The 14,388-nt window shown below is 54.0% G+C and carries 14 protein-coding genes; 4 read left to right on the forward strand and 10 right to left on the reverse strand.

What is annotated here, in order from left to right:
* From ABD920_RS00115 to ABD920_RS00135, 5 genes are all read right to left on the reverse strand, one after another.
* The gene (locus ABD920_RS00115) at positions 1–1,167 is read right to left on the reverse strand and encodes a DUF4271 domain-containing protein (RefSeq protein WP_345156089.1); all 1,167 of its coding nucleotides are present in this window, start codon (positions 1,165–1,167) and stop codon (positions 1–3) included.
* Entirely contained in the window at positions 1,148–2,209 is a 1,062-nt protein-coding gene (locus tag ABD920_RS00120) for an MraY family glycosyltransferase (protein ID WP_345156090.1), read from the reverse strand. The genes ABD920_RS00115 and ABD920_RS00120 overlap by 20 nt, the downstream gene beginning before the upstream one ends.
* 170 nt (positions 2,210–2,379) lie before the next feature.
* On the reverse strand, positions 2,380–2,784 hold the full coding sequence (locus ABD920_RS00125; protein WP_345156091.1) for a hypothetical protein: 405 nt from the start codon (positions 2,782–2,784) through the stop codon (positions 2,380–2,382).
* Positions 2,768–3,502, reverse strand: a complete 735-nt coding sequence (gene lipB, locus ABD920_RS00130) for a lipoyl(octanoyl) transferase LipB (protein WP_345156092.1) — start codon at positions 3,500–3,502, stop codon at positions 2,768–2,770. Before lipB ends, ABD920_RS00125 begins: the two co-directional genes overlap by 17 nt.
* Before the next feature lies 1 nt (position 3,503).
* Positions 3,504–4,499, reverse strand: coding sequence for a bifunctional phosphoglucose/phosphomannose isomerase (locus ABD920_RS00135; RefSeq protein ID WP_345156093.1), 996 nt, complete (start codon positions 4,497–4,499; stop codon positions 3,504–3,506).
* Between the two features lie 67 nt (positions 4,500–4,566).
* Here ABD920_RS00135 and ABD920_RS00140 point away from each other — a divergent pair, with 67 nt between their 5' ends.
* Complete coding sequence (locus tag ABD920_RS00140) at positions 4,567–4,929, forward strand: YraN family protein (protein ID WP_345156094.1); 363 nt, start codon at positions 4,567–4,569, stop codon at positions 4,927–4,929.
* Here the strand turns inward: ABD920_RS00140 and ABD920_RS00145 are convergent.
* Both ABD920_RS00145 and htpG read right to left on the reverse strand, forming a co-directional pair.
* Positions 4,926–5,846 carry a toxin-antitoxin system YwqK family antitoxin gene (locus ABD920_RS00145; protein ID WP_345156095.1) on the reverse strand — a complete coding sequence of 307 codons (921 nt, stop codon included), beginning with the start codon at positions 5,844–5,846 and terminating at the stop codon, positions 4,926–4,928. The two genes, ABD920_RS00140 and ABD920_RS00145, sit on opposite strands and share 4 nt — an antisense overlap.
* A gap of 314 nt (positions 5,847–6,160) precedes the next feature.
* Positions 6,161–7,984, reverse strand: coding sequence for a molecular chaperone HtpG (htpG, locus tag ABD920_RS00150; RefSeq protein WP_345156096.1), 1,824 nt, complete (start codon positions 7,982–7,984; stop codon positions 6,161–6,163).
* Positions 7,985–8,267: 283 nt separating this feature from the next.
* Between htpG and ABD920_RS00155 the strand changes: the two genes are divergently transcribed.
* From ABD920_RS00155 to ABD920_RS00165, 3 genes are all read left to right on the forward strand, one after another.
* Positions 8,268–8,582: a hypothetical protein gene (locus ABD920_RS00155; RefSeq protein ID WP_345156097.1), complete on the forward strand. Its 315-nt coding sequence runs from the start codon at positions 8,268–8,270 to the stop codon at positions 8,580–8,582.
* 184 nt (positions 8,583–8,766) lie between these two features.
* Positions 8,767–11,154 (forward strand): TonB-dependent receptor, encoded by a 2,388-nt coding sequence (locus ABD920_RS00160; protein ID WP_345156098.1) that lies wholly within the window; start codon positions 8,767–8,769, stop codon positions 11,152–11,154.
* Between the two features lie 62 nt (positions 11,155–11,216).
* Entirely contained in the window at positions 11,217–11,774 is a 558-nt protein-coding gene (locus ABD920_RS00165; protein WP_345156099.1) for a hypothetical protein, read from the forward strand.
* A gap of 79 nt (positions 11,775–11,853) precedes the next feature.
* Here ABD920_RS00165 and ABD920_RS00170 read toward each other — a convergent pair whose 3' ends face one another.
* The 3 genes from ABD920_RS00170 to ABD920_RS00180 all read right to left on the reverse strand — a co-directional run bounded on the left by ABD920_RS00170 (position 11,854) and on the right by ABD920_RS00180 (position 14,344).
* Entirely contained in the window at positions 11,854–12,486 is a 633-nt protein-coding gene (locus ABD920_RS00170) for a YdeI/OmpD-associated family protein (RefSeq protein WP_345156100.1), read from the reverse strand.
* Between the two features lie 149 nt (positions 12,487–12,635).
* Positions 12,636–13,025: a hypothetical protein gene (locus ABD920_RS00175; protein WP_345156101.1), complete on the reverse strand. Its 390-nt coding sequence runs from the start codon at positions 13,023–13,025 to the stop codon at positions 12,636–12,638.
* A gap of 371 nt (positions 13,026–13,396) precedes the next feature.
* A complete protein-coding gene (locus ABD920_RS00180; RefSeq protein WP_345156102.1) occupies positions 13,397–14,344 on the reverse strand; it encodes an OmpA family protein in 948 nt (315 codons plus the stop codon).
* Positions 14,345–14,388 lie beyond the last annotated feature (44 nt).

The raw sequence follows: 14,388 nt of genomic DNA on the forward strand, positions 1-14,388 counted from the left end.
CTAAAAGTTGAAAACGATCAACTTGAGCATAATGGCAAGCGGAATCACTTCTGTGGCGCAAAGGTATGAAAATAAATGCAAATTTAGTACTGGCGCTTTTTTATTTACAACCGAGAACACCCGCAGAAGCGTGACAATCAACACCATCGAAACGGCCAGGTTCGATATCAGCAGAATGGTCCCCGGGATGACGGTGTTCAGAGCCAGGTAAAGCAGCATAACGAGCGGCAGGAAGATCCCCAGAAACAGTATCGATCTAATAAACTCCCGGTACTGCAGCCGCACGACCTGCTCCAGCCCGAAGATAAATCCCATAATCTTCAGGAAAAGGTATTTGAGCAGGATCACCACGAAAATGAGGAGGGTGTAGAAAAGCACCTTGGTGGTAATGTCGGCCTCCGACACGGGGAAGAGCTGGTTAACCAGTTGGAACTGCTGCACATGGGTGTGGATGGCCGCGATCAGCAGCGCCAGCGTGAGCGAGAAAGCCAGCAGAAAGAGCAGGCTGGACAGCGACCTGATGGGCTTTACCAAAACGCCCTCTTCCAGTGCATTGGTCCGCACAAAAGAATCCAGCCGGAACAGACCACTGAAGTCGTTCGGGAAGTTGGTCCGCAGTGCGCCATACAGCAAACCGATCAACAGCATGAAAACAATAAACGCGTTCTGGTTCACGTAATCGCGCATTCGCACCGACAGAGGCCGCTGGCTGGCTTCCTGCAGGAGCCCGGGGTCGTGCGGCTGATTCCGGAACGTGTTGATGTTGGGCTGCTGCTCCGGGTGCCACACCGTCAGCAGGTATTTCCCCTCCACCGGGGCCATGCCCTTGCTGTACCTGGCGATGTCTAAGGTATAGTTTGCCGAGAAATCCGCCTTGAAGATGAGTTGGTTGTTCAGGAAGAGGCAAAGGTCCTGGGGTGCGGCAAACCCGATCGTGAAAGGCTGCCCCTGCTCCACCGAAAGCCATTGGTGCAGCGCGTTGTACCCCGTGTGCCTGCCAGCCACATAAGGCACCAGCTGCGCCCCGTTCTCCCCGCGCACCAGCCAGTCGGCCGTAACGGCGTTCTTCTGCTCAAGCGGCAACACCTGGGCACACACTGGGGCCGCGGCCAGCCATATAAGGATATACAGGAGGAGGAAAAAGAGGCTATGCTTTTGCTTTCGCACTCGAGACGCTTTGTGCACTACGTGATTTATATACTCCTAATACGACACTCAACACCACCGAAAAGCACAGCAAGGCCATCAGGATCTCCAGGTTGCCCGACTCCCCGAAGCTGATGACAAACGTAATCACAAGGATGTTAATCAACCCCAGTATAAGCACGGTACTGATCTGGTTAAAGCCCATGGCCAGCAACCGGTGGTGTATATGGTTCCTGTCAGGAATGAAGGGCGACTTGCCTTTCATGATGCGGATGATTGAAACCCGGATGGTATCGAAGAGCGGCACAAACAGGATTCCCAGGGCTACGGCCGGGGCAGCAGGCTCCGCCCGCATCTCGATGAACTGAATCGCGAGCACCGACACGATAAACCCGCAAAGCAGCGACCCTGTATCGCCCATAAAGATGGTGGCCTTGTGGAAATTATAGCGCAGGAAACCCAGTATGCCGCCAATGAGGCAAAAAGCGACCGCCGCGTAGTTGCCATACGAGGCACCGCCAAACTGATAGAAATAAATGCCGAAGGTGCAGGCAATGATCAGCACAATGGTCCCGGCCAGGCCATCGAGCCCATCAATCAGGTTGATCGCGTTGGTGATGCCTATGATCACCAGAAAAGTAAAGCCATAGCTCATCCCTATCTGCAGCTCCCCAATACCGAAAATGCCCTGAAAGCTCGTGATGCGGATATCAGCCATGAACATGACAATACCCGTCGCCAGGAGCTGCACCGCGAATTTTTTAAGGGCCGAGATAGAGATCAGGTCATCCTTCAGACCGATAAAGAACAGGATGATACAGCCGGCCAGCAGCTGCTGCACCCCATTGGCCAGGTCAGTGAAAATGGTGAGCGCCGACATAAACCCCGCAAACATGGCCAGGCCACCGAGGCGCGGGGTCAGTTCTTCGTGCACGGTGCGCACGTTGGGTTTGTCAAGAATGTTCTTGAGGTGAGCTACCCGGATGATAGACGGAACAGCGAATATAGCAATGAGGAAAGCCCAACTGAAGGCGAGTATGAGGGGTAAGATTCTCTGATCCATAAGCTCAAGAACTGAAGCAAAGAAGGGGCTTTACTTCTTTCACATGTTAAACAACAGCACACGCCGCCTTGCCAACGGCTAATTATCAGGCAAATATACAAGCAAATTTCTTTTAAAAACACAATAAATTATGCTTTTGCATTCTGCCTGAACCCAGCCGGCGGCATTCACTACGAGTGCAGAATCCCCTGCATCTGCAGCATGCTTATTTCAATCAGGTTTTCAGCCTTTATGGAGTCTGGCACGAATACGAACCGCTTGTCATATATCTGCGTGCCGATGTAGTAGCTCACCCAATACTCGTTGTTGATATGGAAGATAGCTGGGTCGATCGGCTCGACCTGCACAAAGCTCTTCGCCTCTACGCGCTCGAACATATGCCGCAGCACCGACGTCTTCACCTCGTTGCCCTCCTGGTAGCCGTAGCCCTTGGAGGCGACGAGTACTGTTTCAATCGGAAATGGATTGTTGTTGAGCAGGTATACATTCCATACCGGTTCCCCCGTCTCGTTTTCCGAGGTTGCTACCGCCACTGCGATGCCCTCTACGGTGCCAAAGTCAATGTCTTTCTTCATGTGTTGCTGTCGTGATGGTGGCCCCGAACTGGTTTGCCAGGTGCTTCTGTAGTTTTTCCTCGACTTCCGCCATCGGTACCTCATGCCCCAGCTCTTTTGCCAGCGATGTTACCTGCTTATCGGGTATACCGCAGGGAACGATGTTGTTGAAGTAGTCCAGGTCGGCGTTGATGTTGAAGGCAAAGCCGTGCATGGTGACCCAGCGGCTGCACTTCACGCCCATGGCGCATATCTTGCGCGGGTTGCGCTGCTCCTCGTGGTCCAGCCAAACGCCTGTGAGCCCCGGTATACGGCCGGCGGAAACGCCGTATTCCGCCAATGTCAGAATCACGGCCTCCTCGAGGTAGCGCAGGTACTTGTGTATATCGGTAAAGAAGTTATCCAGGTCCAAGATCGGGTAGCCGACAAGCTGCCCGGGGCCGTGGTAGGTGATGTCGCCGCCCCGGTTAATTTTATAGTACGTCGCGCCTTTCTCTCGCAGCCCTTCCTCGTTCAGGAGCAGGTGTTCTTCGTGGCCGCTCTTGCCCAGCGTGTACACGTGGGGGTGCGAGCAGAACAACAGGTAGTTGGGCGTGGGCTGCTGCGCCCCCGCTGCGGCATTCCTGTTCTGCGCCTTCAGTTCGAGCACGCTGTTAAATACTTTCTCCTGGTACTCCCACGCCTCTTTGTAATCAATCAGGCCGAGGTGCTCGAATGTTATATCTGTGTTTTTCTGCACGCTATTGCTTTGAGAGTTCGCCTTTCAGGTAATCAATGTTGTCGATGGTGTTGGGGTCCACGTTGTTGAGCTCCGCGAGGTACACCGACACCCAGTCGAAAAGGTGGATGAGGTAAAGCGCCTGCTCCAGGTAGGTGGCCCCCTGCGCCTCTATCTCCACCACGTCCTGCACCTTGTCCTCGAATATTTTCTTCGACAGGTCCATGCGCAGGCGCACGCGCGGGTGATCGTAGGCTGTCCTGATCAGCAAAACCGACAGCTGCTCATATATACTTTCCGGGTGCTGCCAGCCTACGATCTCGTTGTGGTTCATCTCCGGAAATACATTTACATGGCACAGCTGCTTGGCGTTTTCATTCAGCTGCTGCTGAAAGCGGACAGCCACCGGCTCCAGTGCGTTGCTAACGTAGAGAACGGGAAGCTTATTATGGAAATTGTTGGCCAGGGCGCTTGCCTGCACTTTGATGATGCCCGCCTGTTCCTCCAGCAGGCTAATGCTTTGGCGCAGCTCGGTTTTAAAGGTGTCGTCCAGCAGGCCTGCGTAGTGCAGCAGGTACAGCATCTCTACCAGGGAATAGCCCAGGCACGCCCGCGGCTGCTTCGACTTGCCGGGTATGATGAGGTGCGGCATACCCTCCTCCTGCGCAATCCGCAGCAGTTCCCCGCCAGAGGTGACGAAGCCAATGCTGGCGTCGCTGTTCATGGCGGCTCTAACGCCGGAGATGGTCTCCTCGGTGTTGCCGGAGAAGGAGGAGGCGATGAAAAGCGTGCCCAGCCCGACAAAAGCCGGCAGAGTATAGCCTTTGCTCACGATCACCGGCACCTCCAGCTTATCGGCCACGTACGCCTGCACGATATCGCCCCCGATACCGGAGCCACCCATGCCCGCAATCACCACATTATTATATAGAGGGCTGGAGAAAGCAACCGTGGCTTTCTCTCCGATGTCCATGGCGTCACGCAGCTGTTGTGCGAACCCCTCAACAAGTTGCTTCATAATCCGTCTTTAATTTGGAATGAACGATCATTTTAATCTCAGACTGATGCAAATTACGGGATAATTCATGGCTTCTCAAACAAACGCCCATATCCGCACCGGCCAGGACGGCGAAAACCGCGCCGCTGCCTATCTGCAGCATAACGGCTATACCATCGTGCGGAAAAACTACAGGCACAGGCGCGCAGAAGTAGACATAATTGCACAGAAAGAGAACCTGCTGGTTTTTGTAGAAGTCAAAACCAGAGGTACTGATAGGTACGGATATCCGGAGGAGGCAGTTGATTTCAGGAAGGAGGCGCTGCTGCTAAGCGCCGCCGAGGCCTATATAGAAGAGACGGAGTGGCAACACGAGGTCAGGTTTGATATCATTTCCATTACCCTCTCCTCGCCGCCAACGGTGCATCACATTGAAGACGCATTTCATTAGCGCTGCGCCTGCGAGCGCTTGTCCAGCTTGTCTTTCTCGTAGATGAGGGTGTTGTGCCGGTCGTACTCCTTGAGGAGATAGGGTTCAAAGGGGGCATCATAGGCTGTTTCAGGGTACTGGTATTCGTAATGGCGGCGGCCCCGGAAGTCGTAGTAGTTGATCCAGACGCCCACTTTCCGGCCTTTGGCGTACTGCCCCGACCACTGCACCTGCCCGTTCTCATAGAAGCGGTAATAGGTGCCCTGCACCTCGCCGTACTCGTACGGAATCACTTCCTTTATCTTCTTGGTGTCGCCGTAGTAGCTTACCACTGCGTCGCGCACGAAGCCATTCTCATAATGGTGCTTGTCCACCAGGGTGCTTTCCTCGTCGGCTTTGTATTTTTCCCAGCGCAGGTGCTTGGTACCCACATAGAAGTAACCTTCCTCCACCACCTGCCCGTCGATCTTCTTCTCATAAGGGCCGTGCAGTACTTTGTAGCGGTCCTTGTCTACCTCGTCGTTGCTGGTGCGGTAGAGTTTCCGCTTTTTCACGTCATACAGGTATTTTAAAGGGGCATAGGGATTGGGAGCCTGATACTCCTCCAGGTAACTGAAGGTCTCCAGCGTTTCCCGGGAGCCCCTCCCCGATTTGATGAAGCCGCGCTTCACCTTCTGGCCCAGGAAATAGCGTTTGCTGTATTTCTTCTTCTTGCGCTTCTTTTCCCCCTCTACTTCCTCTTTCCCCAGCGCGGTCCTTTCTTCCACCTCCGGGTTGATCGTGTCTCCGTCAGCCAGCACCTCGGCCTTGCCCCCTCCTTTCAGTTGTGCCTGGGTCAGGTGATAGTCGCTGTTCCATTTCGGCTGGCCGCAACCGCCCAGCAACAGCATGCCTGCGCCTGCCACCAAAGAAAAGACCAAAAGAAGAGAATGACGCATTTCTAATTTCGAATAAATTGATGGTTATATGGTTTGATTGTTAAATGGTTGGTTCAGCTATATAAGCAATAAAAAGCTACCCAACAATCTGACCATCCAGCCATTTAACAATTCCTTAAAAATCAACGCCCAACAACCGCCGATTACAAAGTTTAACGTAAAGATGCGCATATTTCATATAGGCACCAATAGGCAAAACTGCCCCTATAACTTTGCCTACGGCAGGTTAGTTTCATCTGTTGGCGGCGCAAAAGCAAAAAAGGCAGCACCCTGCGGGCACTGCCTTACAACTGTAGGTATAATCTAATAGTGTATTATTCTTTTGTCATCAGCTCGAAGCTGCGCTTCACGAAGGTAGTGAGGGCGGCGCCGGAGAGCATGTTCTGCGACAGCAGCGCCAGGTCAAACGCCTGACGGGCCACGGCTGTTTTCGTCTCGCCCTCCGTGTTCAGCACGCGCTGGTTCAGCGGGTGGTTGGCATTTACGGTCACGTTGTAGGTGTCCGGCATATCGCCCATAAACATCATGCCGCCACCGCCGGTCTTGCTCATATCCTTCATGCGGCGCATAAACTCCGGCATCGTGATCACCACCGGGGCATCGTCCGGAGACAGCGGGGCCACCTCCACGATCATGTGCTGGTTGTTGATGGCCTGCTCATATATGCCCTTCAGGTCTTCCTTCTCCTTGTCGCTCAGCACGCTTTCCTTCGTCTCGTCGCGCTCAATCAGCTTATCGATCGTCTCAGAGTCCACGCGCTTCAGCGTCACTTTCTCCAGTTTCTGCTCCAGCAACCCGATAAAGTGGCTGTCTATCATGGAATCCAGCTTCAGCACATCGTAGCTACGGCTCTGGGCGGCTTCCACAAAGGCGTGCTGCTTGTCGGCATCGGTGGTATATAAAAGCACCAGCTGGTCGTTCTTGTTCTGCTGGTTGGCCTGCACCAGCGCCTTGTATTCTTCTATCGTGTAGTACTTACCCTCGGTGTTCTGCAGCAGCACGAAGTCTTTCGCTTTCTCATAGAACTTATCGTCGGAGAGCATGCCGTACTTCACAAACACGTTTACATCGTTCCAGATGGTCTCAAAGCCAGCGCGGTCTTTTTTGAAGTTCTCGTTCAGCTTGTCGGCTACTTTCTTGGTGATATAGGTGTTGATCTTCTTCACGCTGGAGTCAGCCTGCAGGAACGAGCGGCTTACGTTCAGCGGAATGTCCGGCGAGTCGATGATGCCGTGCAGCAGCATCAGGAACTCCGGCACCACGTCCTTCACCTCGTCAGTGATAAACACCTGGCGCGAGTACAGCTGGATTTTGTTGCGCTGCAGCTCAAAGTCGTTCTTGATCTTCGGGAAGTACAGGATACCCGTCAGGTTAAACGGATAGTCCACGTTGAGGTGAATCCAGAACAGCGGCGCCTCCGAGAACGGGTACAGCTCCTTGTAGAAGTTCTTGTAATCCTCGTCTGTCAGCTCCGACGGCTGCTTGGTCCAGATCGGGTTCGGGTTGTTGATTACCTCGCCCTCGAACTCCACCGGCACCGGCAGGAACTTGCAGTACTTGTTGAGGATGGTGCGGATGCGCTCTTTCTCCAGGAACTCATCCGAGTCGGCGGCCACGTTCAGGATCACGTTGGTGCCGCGGTCTTCCTTGTGCGCCGGGATAATGGCAAACTCAGTGCTGCCGTCGCAGGTCCAGTGGGCAGCCTCAGCGCCCTCCTGGTATGATTTGGTCACGATCTCCACGCGGTCGGCCACCATAAAGGCAGAGTAGAAGCCCAGGCCGAACTGGCCGATGATCTGGTCTTTCTCGCCTGAGTCCTTGAAGCGCTCCACAAATTCCGCAGCGCCTGAAAAGGCGATCTGGTTGATGTACTTCTTGATCTCCTCGGCCGTCATGCCGATGCCGTTGTCGGAGATGGTGATGGTGCGGGCCTCTTTGTCAACCGCCACTTTTACCTTCAGCTCGCCCAGCTCGCCCTTATACTCCCCGATAGACGCGATACGCTTCATTTTCTGCGTTGCGTCCACGGCGTTGCTTACCAACTCACGCAGGAAAATCTCGTGGTCAGAGTATAAAAACTTCTTGATGATGGGGAAAATATTCTCGGTGTGAATCGAAATATTACCTCTTTCTTCCATGTTTATGCTTTATGTTTTTGAAAAATCTTTTTACCTCAGACGGGTTCATCCGCTTTAGCTGCTGTCAAATCCTGTTCCACACAGGCAGCAGCGCCCGCTACTGTGACAGGTTGTCAGAAAATCGACGGAAAGTCGGCAACATTATATACCAGGGACAGTTTATATAGGGCATGTGCGCAGCCAAAGCGGCAAAGAAAGCAGGAATTGCTTTTGTAAATGCAACATTGTGGAATTTATCTTACCTTTGCCCTGAATTATATATAGTATATAGAAGGTGCCCCAGTTGCTGAGACATATCGCCCTGTTGCTGCTGCTGCTTTTCTGCAGGGCCATGGTGCCGGATGCCCTTTTGCTGGAGCTGCACCCGCACACCCACACCGTCCATTCCGACAGCACCGACCTCAAGAAGGCGCAGGTGGGCATGAAGCACAAGCATTGTGTGGTAGAGGATGTGTTCGATACGCCTTTCCTGGGCACGCTTACCTCGCTTTACTTTGTACCTGTTGTGCATACCACTGCCTATGCCGCGTCCTATATAAACAGCGAGCAGGGCTTCCTCCTTTCCCAACAGTACCTGCGCGGCCCACCGAAGGCTTAGTTTTTGCTTGCTTACTTCTTTCACCCGCTGGCCTATATATGCTTACAGCCATGGGTGCCCTATATCTCTTTACACAAAAGCCCGTGCCTGCTCATCTGCGCCTCTGGTGTGGTTAGTAGCGGTATATAACGGGCCTGGCAAACGCCTCTATGGCTGCTGCCGTGTTTCAGCTAAAATCCAAGCCGTGCTTCTATCTAAATACCTGCAGTTTACCGCTGCCCTGATCACCGCATATATAATGTTGCTGTTGCCGCCGGCACTGGCCCAGTTCCAGCCGCGTCCTGGCTTTGACGCTATCTCAGAGCAGGATTGCGGCCTCACACTCTCCGGCAAGGTGCTGGACCATGACTCCCGAGCCACGCTCATTGGCGCTACAGTGTCTATCCCGCAGTTGCATCAGGCCTCCATCGCCGATGAGTATGGCAATTACCATTTCCACCACCTGTGCCAGGGCACCTACACCCTGCAGGTGACTTATGTGGGCTACGAGCCGGAAAAATTCACCCTCCGGCTCACTACCTCCTCTGAAAAAGACCTGGCGCTGCACGCATCCCCCCAAACCCTCAGCACCGTGGAAGTAAGCGGCAGCCGTTTGCAGGAGCAGGCGCAGTCGTCGCAGACGCTGGCGGGGCGCGAACTGGAAGAGACAAGGGGCCTTTCGCTGGCCGAGTCGCTGAAGCGCATTCCCGGCGTCTCCTCTATCCAGACCGGCCCCACCATCTCCAAGCCTGTTATACACGGCATGCACAGCAACCGCGTGCTGCTCCTCAACAACGGGGTGCGGCAGGAGGGGCAGCAGTGGGGCTCGGAGCACGCCCCGGAGATAGACCCGTTTGTGGCCACCGAGATGAAGGTCATCAAGGGGGCGGCCGGCGTGCGGTACGGGGCCGATGCCATTGGCGGCGTGGTGATCGTGGAGCCAAAGGCATTGCCCGCCGCACCGGGCGTGGGCGGGGAGGTGAACCTGCTGGGCAGCACCAACAACCGCCAGTTCGCTGCCTCTGCTACAGCAGACGGAAACTCGGCTAAAATTCCGCCGCTGAGCTGGCGCCTGCAGGGCACCGTTAAAAAAGCGGGGAACGTTCGGACGCCGGACTATTACCTCCAGAACACCGCTTTCCGGGAGCAGAACTTTTCGGGGGCGCTGGGTTACAAAAAGGAGAAATTCGGTGGGGAGGTTTTCTACAGCCAGTTCAACACAAAGCTGGGCATCCTGCGGGCTTCCCATATCGGCAATCTCTCGGATCTGAAATACGCCATTGAGCGTGGAAAGCCTGCCGGGGCCGACACGGTGCGCTTTACCTACGGCATCGGGCGGCCGTACCAGCAGGTGCAGCACGACCTGCTGAAGGTGAAGGCTTACCTGCAGACCGGCGAGGCGGGCCGACTGGAGTTTATATATGGCTGGCAGCGCAACAGGCGCGAGGAGTACGATCTGCACAACGTGGCCTCCGGCAACCCGGCCCTGTACCTCAACCTGAACACGCACACCACCGAAACGGTGTGGGCGCACAAGCCGCTCGGCAACTTCAGCGGCTCCGTGGGCGTGAGCACCATCTATCAGCAGAACACCTATAAGTACAGCGCCTTTCTGCCGTATTATACAGCGGTAACCGCCGGCGCCTTTGCTATTGAGAAGTGGCGGAAAGACCGGCTGCAACTTGAAGCCGGCCTGCGTTACGATTATAAGCACCTGAAGGTAATGCAGTTCGACACGAGCGGCACGCTGCAAAAACCGACTTTCGATTTCAACAATGTGTCGGGAACGTTGGGGGCTTTGTACGATGTAGGCTATCACCTGACCCTGGGGCTGAGCGCCACCTCGGCCTGGCGGGCACCGAGCGTGAACGAACTCTTTAGCAACGGCGTGCACCACAGCGCCGCCACCTACGAGCTAGGCGACCTGAATCTAAGCTCGGAGCAGGCATATAACTTCGAGGCCTCGCTCAATTACTTCGGCAACGCCCAGCTCAACGGCCAGCTAAGCCTGTACTACAACGTCATCAACAACTATATATACCTGTCGCCGCTGCCCGAGCCAATCCTGACTGTCCGCGGCGCTTTCCCGGCTTTCGGGTACAGGCAGACTGACGCCACGTTCAAAGGCATTGACCTGAGTTTGGCGTACAACCTGCTCCCCAACCTGACAATCGACTCAAAGACAGCGATCGTGCGCGCCAGGAACACCGCCGCCGAGGACCATCTCATCAACATCCCGGCCGACAGGTTCGACAACAGCCTGCGCTACGAGTTCGGGCAGGCTGAAGAGGGAAGCCGTTTCTCCGGTGCCTATATATCACTGGGCGGCACCTACGTGGCCAGGCAGACGCGCCTGCCCACTAAAACCGACGAGGACTTTGCCCCCGCCCCGGATGCTTATTTTTTGCTGCAGGCCGGGGCCGGGGCCACAGTGCATCTAGGCAGGCAGCCGGTGGAGTTCGGCATCACGGGGAACAACCTGCTCAACAGCGCGTACCGGGATTACCTGAACCGCTTCCGCTACTTTTCTGAAGAAGCGGGCCGGCTGCTGCTTTTCCGCATCAAGGTGCCGCTGGACTTCAGCAAATCTTAAAAATTAACTATTTTGAATGTAAAGCGTACTCATGTACCACTCTTAAATTTTACCGTTATTTTATGAAAAACCCATTGAAATCTTACTACTCCGCGCTCATGATAGGAGCTTTGTTGGTTGCCGGCACTTCCTGCAAAGACGATGAACCAAAGCCTGAACCGGTGGTAGAACAGGAAACGATCACAACGGTGACACTGAACCTGGTGCCGGAAGGCAAAGGGCAGAACGCGACCGTTACCTTCGGAGACCAGGATAAAAACGGCACCCCCGAAATCGGGACTCTGACTTTAGCGCCGAACACGGTATATAACTTTACAGTCGACCTTTTTGACGACAGCAAGACGCCTCCTGTGGACATCTCCGCCGAGGTGCTGGCAGAAGGGGATGAGCACGAGTTGTTCTTTCAACCATCTAACGACCTAAACGCAACCATTCAGAAAACGGATATGGATAAGAACAACCGCCCGATCGGCCTGGAAGGCACGCTGGAAACAGGGGAGGCAAGCTCCGGCACACTGAAAGTAACCCTGAAGCACCAGGAAGGCCTCAAAGGCACCACCAGCGACATCTCCAAAGGTGAAACCGACGTGGAAGTTGACTTCCCGACCGTGATTCAGTAGAACCAACCTGGGTCATATATAAAAGGAGGCGCCGTATATATAGGGCGCCTCCTTTTTTGTGCCAGCACCTGCATTGCGCTTATGCTTCCTGCTTCCGGCTCAGTTGCTCCACTACTTTCCGGATGCGGCTGGCCCTCGTCTCCGGCCGCTTGGCCGCCAGCACCGCCGCCACATGCTCTTTCCGGTGCGTAAACGCCAGTTGGTTGAACTGCTCCGACAGCCCCGCCTCCTCCAGCGCCTGCTGCAGGTCGCCGGGCACGGTCACGGTCTTGGTTTTCCTGTCGATGCCGGGCAGATCTACCCCAAACATGGACGGGGCTTTTCGCTCGGAGCGGTGGCGGAACCGGAGCGCCGACCAAGTATCGTTTAGTGCCACCTGCCGCACGGCCTCATATGCCAGCGCCGCCACAGCGCGCCAGCCCTCGTCGCGGGTCAGGTCAGTTTCTATTCCGGATGATTTCTTGGGGTAGGCAATCCACAGCATCCCACCTGGCTTTAGCAGGGCAATGGCCCGTGGTGCCTCCTGCTCCAGTTGCTGTTGGCGCTGCACAAAAAGCAGCACCGCATCGCAGGCTCCCCTGGCAGGCGCTTCCCCGGCACGCGTCACCGTAACGCCTTCTTCCGATAACGCTTTTGCGATCTCCTCCGGGGCATGCAGGAGCAAAATTCCGTTCGCAGCTTTCAGCTGCAGTTTCTTCATTAATTCAGGCATGGGGTGTGGTATTCTGGTATATGACAGGGATGGTGTGTTTTCATGTGGAACGGGTTATAATTGCGACAACTTTGTATAGCTTGTGCTGGGTTTAATAGCCTCCTACCACCGTTTGTGTATAAGCATGCATGAGTTCACTTGCTATAGCTTTAACCCGACTTACCACTCAAGGCAGGCGTGGTAAAGAAAACATATCCGAACAGGACTGCAAAAACTGAATAGGCAAGCGCTGCAACCCATATATAGTCCAGACTCGCACCGCTGAAAGTAAGCTTTGTCAGAGCAAGCGCACCCATCATAAAGTGCGCGAGATTGCCGGCTGCTACCGGCCTGCTGTAGATCCCGCCGATCAGGCTTGCTTTGGCCATCCAGTTGATCATAGCGAACCCGAAATACAGTGCCCCCAATACCTGCAGAACAATATCGGACGACTCGCCCATCCCTAAAATGACAGCTATTTCCTGGGGGAAAAAAGACAAGGTAACTCCTGTCACTCCCAGGACCACAGCGCTCACGCTCATTAAAAGCTTTGTGTTCATTTGTGGATTATTTAAATTCTCACTTACCAGAAAGGATCATTGTGCTATCGGTACCCAGCGTATGGCGTCTGCAGGCACGAAAGCCTGATTGAAAGCAATTAGTTGAAGATGTGAAAAAAATTCAATTAAGCAAGTGCGCAGGCATCTTCCGGGCTGTTTATTCCCTTCAAGACAAGTATTCTCTTTGTGCATCCGGAAACTCGATTCTGTTTGGCTACAGCAATTGCTGAAATAGGATCATTAGGAAGAGCGAACCAACAACAGCAGTAACAGTGGTATAAGAAGGCTTAGCTCTTAAAGCTATATATAAGCGAGCGCGCCTGGTACACGAGGCACGGCCAAAGCATCGCTCCTTTGCCGGGCCACGTGGTTTACAGTTTGGTAATCCTGAACTCAACCCTTCTGTTCTTCTGGCGCCCCTCCAGGGTTTCATTCGAAGCAACAGGCACTTCTTTGCCATAGCCTTTCATGGTTAACCTTCTTGCCTCCGTTCCTTTCTCAACCAGGTACTTGCCGATAGCCTCAGCCCTTTCCCGGGACAGCTTCAGATTGTAGCCCTCGTCGCCCACGCTGTCGGTGTGCCCCGCTATCTCTATCTCAACTGCCGGGTTGCTTTGCAGGTACTTTCTTAACTGGTCAAGCTCTGCGTAAGATGATGGGGTTATTTCTGAACTTGCGGTTTTGAACAAAACATTTCTCAACACGATAACCTTTCCCTGCTCCACCTCTGTTAGCTGTTCCTCCAAGGAGGACGCTTCACATGCATAGAATTTTATGCGGTCCAGGCCAAAGTCATTCCCGTCTGGATCAAGGTTTTGGCTGACAATGGTAATCGTGGCCTTCTTGTTTTTTCCCGAATCCCAGTTAACGAAGAACTGCTCCCACACCCCTTGCGCAGCAGGGGTGTGAAAGGGTTTGCCTATGAGCTTACCGTTGATAGAAAACTGTAACACAGCAGGATTTACCATATATAGGTTGGATACCCAGGCGGAGAATAAATACACCGTGCTTTCTTTTACCTCGATTTCCTGCTGCCAAACGATTTTGTTGGCACCCGTAGCCCCGTCCACCGCCAGAAACTTCCCGTCGCCTGTGCCGCCAAAACCCGCATAGAACGACTTTGGGTTGCTCACAATTGAGAATCGCCCGGCTTCGCCTACAGCGTGTTGCACGTAGTCCGTTCTGAAGTTTACCTTAGCCTCTTCGAAATCTCCGTTCTTTATCAGATTCTTATCACTTGTAACCATTCCCTGGGGGCACTGTGCCGGAAGAACGATATAGGAAAGGCAGAAGCCCAATGTTACCAGAAGCTTTATCATAAACGTGTTTTTCTATTTCACCCACCTTTAGCATATACTGCATT

It is taken from the genome of Pontibacter saemangeumensis (genome assembly GCF_039541895.1).
Lineage (GTDB): Bacteria > Bacteroidota > Bacteroidia > Cytophagales > Hymenobacteraceae > Pontibacter > Pontibacter saemangeumensis.